Origin of the sequence: Spirosoma sp. (genome assembly GCF_048594605.1) — a bacterium.
In the GTDB taxonomy this organism is placed as follows: domain Bacteria; phylum Bacteroidota; class Bacteroidia; order Cytophagales; family Spirosomataceae; genus Spirosoma.
Genome location: NZ_JBMDWV010000368.1, coordinates 1 through 4732, shown reverse-complemented (window position 1 = coordinate 4732; position 4732 = coordinate 1). Strand labels below are relative to the sequence as shown.

Genomic DNA, 4732 nt, shown 5'->3' with positions numbered 1-4732 from the left:
ACGAAAGGATATATATTGAAAAACCCCGGCTCCGGGGAAATTGTAACGTTCGTCAAGAAACTGAAATAAGTAATAGAGCATAAAGTATAATGAGTAAATGGATGAACGTCAATCGAAAAATTATTCGATCATTCATTCATCCACTCCCTGGCAAAGTTACTGATTTCCGCGTTCTGCAAAAGCCTCCTTCAATACGACTCGGTCATCGAAATCATATTTTACTCCCTTGATTTCCTGGTACGTTTCGTGGCCTTTTCCTGCCACTAAAATAATATCGTGAGGTTGAGCGAGGGCTACTGCCCGACGGATGGCTTCGTAACGGTCTTCGATTGTTTGGGCCTTTTTGAAGTCAATGGGTGGCACACCGGCTTGCATCTGCTCCAAAATAACCATCGGATCTTCGTTACGTGGATTGTCTGAAGTTAAGATCACACGGTTACTAAACTGACAGGCAATTTCAGCCATTATGGGCCGCTTAGCTGCGTCTCGATTCCCTCCGCATCCAACCACCGTAATGATTTGCGGCAGGCGTCCCTGTTCGTTTGCCTGCCGCAGCCCATTAATGGTTTCCAAAACATTCTGTAGGGCGTCGGGTGTGTGAGAGTAGTCGACGATACCAACAATTTTATCTTCTGATACCACCTGTTCAAAGCGGCCGGGTGGGGGCGTAATTCCTGATAGCAGCGTTAATACGTCATCTGAATTTTCGCCCAGCAAAACCGCCGTTCCATACACGCTGAGGAGGTTATATGCGTTGAAACGGCCGATCAGCTTGAACCAGACTTCATGGTTATCGACCTGCATGTGCAACCCAAATAAACTATCGGCAATAACCTTACCTTTAAACGTAGCCAGTGTTTTCAGAGAGTAGGTCTCCTTACGGGCCGCCGTATTCTGAAGCATCACAAGTCCGCGTTTGTCATCTACGTTTGTTAGCGCGAAAGCAGACGCAGGCAGTTGATCGAAAAACCCTTTTTTTGCCCGGATGTAATTGTCGAACGTACCGTGAAAATCGAGGTGATCGTGAGTAATATTAGTAAAAATACCTCCGGCAAAAGTAAGTCCTGCAATACGTTCCTGCACAACTGCATGGGAGCTTACTTCCATGAAAACATGTGTGCAGCCATGACTGATCATTTTTGCCAGCAACTGATTCGTTGTAATGGCGTCAGGAGTAGTGTGTGTGGTTGGAATTACTTCGTCGTCAATCTGGTTCTGAACCGTTGACAATAGCCCGCAGCGATAGCCTAATGCCCGAAATAAGCGAAAAAGCAGAGTGGCAACGGAGGTCTTGCCGTTCGTGCCTGTTACGCCAACCAGGTTAAGTTTCTGCGAAGGATTAGCGAAAAAATTAGCTGCTGCTAAACCCATTGTCCGAGAGGAGTCCTGTACTTGAATGTAAGAAACGTCTGGACTATTTTCTCCCGGCAGTTCTTCGCATAAAACGGCAGTAACCCCTTGACTAACAGCTTTTTCAATGAAGTTATGCCCATCAGTTAGGGTTCCACGTACGGCTATAAATAAGCTGCCTGGCCCCGCTTTACGCGAATCCATTGTTAAGCTCGTTACGTCGGTATTCATACTACCCGACGTAGCAAGCAAAGGAATTTTATAGAAAATGTCTTTGAGTTGCATACGAAAAGGACGAACGTAATGCTCGTTTGTCGTCTGCAAAAAAACAGACTGAGTCTGGTACTACCTAATTTTTTGCGTGTTGAGACTTACCCCAGCGTAAGTGTAATCACTTTTCGCGCTACGTTAGTATATGCCTCGCCTGGTGAAACCGATTGTTCTTTCACTTTTCCCTGTCCCTCAAACAGTACGCGGAACCCACGGTTTTCGAGCAGAAACAGCGCATCCCGTAAGCTTAAGCCCCGAACATCAGGCACCTGGTTTGAGCGCGTTGGCCGGGCTTTCCATCGGCCTTCGGCCGTTGCCTCAACCCAGCCTTCTGTCGAGGGTTCGCTACGTAAACCAAGTGTTGAAGCGATCGTGTGCAGATCGTCGGAGTAACCTGCCATTAACGCTGTTGTCGATTGTGGTTGCGACGCCTTAGCCCGGACAGGTGCGTGCATACGAAAATCAGAAGCAACAATCCGGTCAGCTATTGCCTTGAATACAGGAGCCGACACCGCTCCAGCGTACAAACTGCCTTTGTTTTCTCCCTGATGCGGATTGTCTACAACCGTAATCATGCTGTATTTGGGCTTATCAGCAGGAAAATAACCGATAAACGAGGTGTAGTATCGACCGGCCTGATACTGACCGTTAATAATTTTCTGGGCCGTTCCTGTTTTGCCCGCAATACCGTAGTGCGGATTATTGATGTGTTTCGCCGTGCCGTTTTCAACTACACCGCGCAGGAGCCCCTGGGCCTTTCGAATCGTCTCCTGAGAGCAAATTGGCTTCGGGTCAACATACGGTTTGTTATCCTCAATGACTTCATCGGCCAGTTTAATCTGCTTAACAATCAAGGGGCGTACCCAGTGCCCATTATTTGCTACGGCATTATAAAAAGTCAGCATTTGTAGGGGGGTTAACTGCATTTCGTAACCATACGACATTGATGGTAACGAATATTTACTCCAGCCTTTCATATCCGGATTGCGAACAACAGGAATGGCTTCTCCTTTCATATGAATGCCCGTTGGCTGGGTTATGCGAAACTGGCGGAGATATTGGCAATACAGATCAGGGCGGCTGTAGAAATAACTGCGCATCAATAGATGGGTACCGATATTTGACGACTTTTCGAAGACTTGTCGTGCTGTGATGGTGCCCGAGCCTCCGCCATTAGAGTCGGTTATTCTTAGACCGTTATAATTCACACTATGGTGGCCAGTCTCGACAATTTGATTCAATGAAATAGCTTTTTCTTCCATCAAAGCCATCATTGTAGCTAATTTGAACGTAGAGCCAGGATCAGTACGTCCTGCTAGTGCATGATTGAAATTCTCAACGTAACGATCGCCCCGCCGGGTCAGGTTGGCCATAGCCCGAATTTCACCTGTGGCTACCTCCATCACAATAACACAACCTTTATCAGCTTTATACTTCTCTAGTGCATCATGTAGAGCTGATTCGGCGATGTCCTGAAAATTGACATCAATGGTGGTATACAAATTCATGCCCGGCTCGGGTTTCATATCCGGCCCATCGTTCACCGGCTTACGGACCCCACCCGACAAGACCTCGACCAGGCCGACGGCATTTTTACCAGCCAGTGCTGGTTGAAAGCTAGCTTCTAGACCGATCAGACCGCGCCCGGTTTTGGCATCAAGATTACCGATGGTACGTTCCGCCATTCGGGCGAAAGGATGATAGCGTTCGTAATAAGGACGTAGCACGCCACCACGAGCCGCCACTTTAGTCGATGAGCGGAAGAAAGGCCATTTCAACATTTCCTGGCGCTCCTGAAACGATACCCGACGACGATTAAGGAGGACGTAACGGCGTTTCCGGGCACGAGCATCCCGAACCAGATCAGTGTAATCGCGGGCAGAACGGTCTTTATAAATACGGGACAATAGTAATCCCAGCGAATCCACTTTTTTGTTAAAGTAGTCGGGCTTGGCCATCGTCGGATCTAACCCAACTACGTAAGTAGGCAGGGAAGTTGCCATTAATTCCCCTCCGTTTGCGTAAATATTGCCGCGCATTGCCCGAATGGTGTCGCGCTGAATGAGCGTAGCGGCTACGCGTTCACTCCAGAATTTACCTTTGAACGTCTGAAAATATTGTACATATACGAGCCGGCCTATAACGCCGAAGGCAAGAAAAATCACTACGTAAAAGACGTGATTGGCCCGCTGAATAATGTCCTGCTTAATGTTCATCGCTCTTGACAACAATTTTGTGGGGTGGAGTTTGACTGTCGGCGAGGCCAAGCGCGGCTACGCGCTTACTAATTTCGGATTGTTTGCCGCTACGGCTGAAGTCGGCCTGAAGAACCGTAAACTGCGACCGTAATTCATCTACCTGAGTTGTCATCCGCTGAATCCGACGTACCAGACGCTCGGCATTGTGATTCAGGCCGATATATAAAATCAGCAGAAACGTAACCCATAAAATACGGTCGATGTGCCGGATGGGCCAGCTATTGTCCTCTCCAAACAGACGGTCCAGCCCAATAAAATCATTAAGCCAGGTTGCCAGCTTGATTTTTCGTCGTTGTTTCTTTTGCTTGGCTTGCTGAGCGTTACGTTCGGGTTCCCGGAAAGTATTTTTAGCCATGACAGATAAGGTCCGAAGGAATGTATTTACAAAGAAACACAAACATTAGCACCTGTGCCTATAGCGACCAAACCTTTATACAAAAGATTTTTTTATGGTAAAAATTAAAGCGTGTATTACTCCTTCCAGCGCCATTCGTTGGCAATCTGAAGTGGAGTTCGCAGGCCCTGGGCGACCAGGTAATCACGAGTTTGGGTATCCGTCTGACGACGAGTTGGGATATCGTCGGCATCGGCAAGGGCATACAGCAGCATCGTGGCGTAACGTACTGTATTTTTCAACTGATCGGCGTTGACCAAGTTGATGTGATCGCAGTTGGCGTGGTAACAATCGAGTACCGTTCTGTCGAGATGACCGCTCATACCCACAACGGGTACGCCTTCGAGCATGAACGGTTGGTGGTCTGAGTGAAGACCGGCCTGATTCTGCATCTGATTAGCAAACATCGGTTCGACCTCTTTCATCGTTTCGCCAACTGTGTTCAGAAACGGCACGATAT

Annotated in this window: 4 protein-coding genes; all 4 read right to left on the bottom strand. The window is 47.9% G+C overall.

Annotated features, from left to right (window positions below; genetic code table 11):
• Positions 1-156: 156 nt before the first annotated feature.
• Entirely contained in the window at positions 157-1635 is a 1479-nt protein-coding gene (locus tag ACOJS8_RS23065) for a UDP-N-acetylmuramoyl-L-alanyl-D-glutamate--2,6-diaminopimelate ligase (protein ID WP_420150916.1), read from the bottom strand.
• An 86-nt stretch (positions 1636-1721) separates the two neighbouring features.
• Positions 1722-3836, bottom strand: coding sequence for a penicillin-binding protein (locus ACOJS8_RS23060; protein WP_420150915.1), 2115 nt, complete (start codon positions 3834-3836; stop codon positions 1722-1724).
• Positions 3826-4233, bottom strand: coding sequence for an FtsL-like putative cell division protein (locus ACOJS8_RS23055; protein WP_420150914.1), 408 nt, complete (start codon positions 4231-4233; stop codon positions 3826-3828). Before ACOJS8_RS23055 ends, ACOJS8_RS23060 begins: the two co-directional genes overlap by 11 nt.
• 116 nt (positions 4234-4349) lie before the next feature.
• A partial coding sequence (locus tag ACOJS8_RS23050) for a M28 family peptidase (RefSeq protein ID WP_420150913.1) occupies positions 4350-4732 on the bottom strand: 383 nt, incomplete at its 5' end.

Excerpts from the sequence above, each read along its gene's own strand:
- ACOJS8_RS23060 (WP_420150915.1), bottom strand. The coding sequence starts at position 3,836 with ATGAACATTAAGCAGGACATTATTCAGCGGGCCAATCACGTCTTTTAC.
- ACOJS8_RS23055 (WP_420150914.1), bottom strand. The coding sequence starts at position 4,233 with ATGGCTAAAAATACTTTCCGGGAACCCGAACGTAACGCTCAGCAAGCC.
- ACOJS8_RS23065 (WP_420150916.1), bottom strand. The coding sequence starts at position 1,635 with ATGCAACTCAAAGACATTTTCTATAAAATTCCTTTGCTTGCTACGTCG.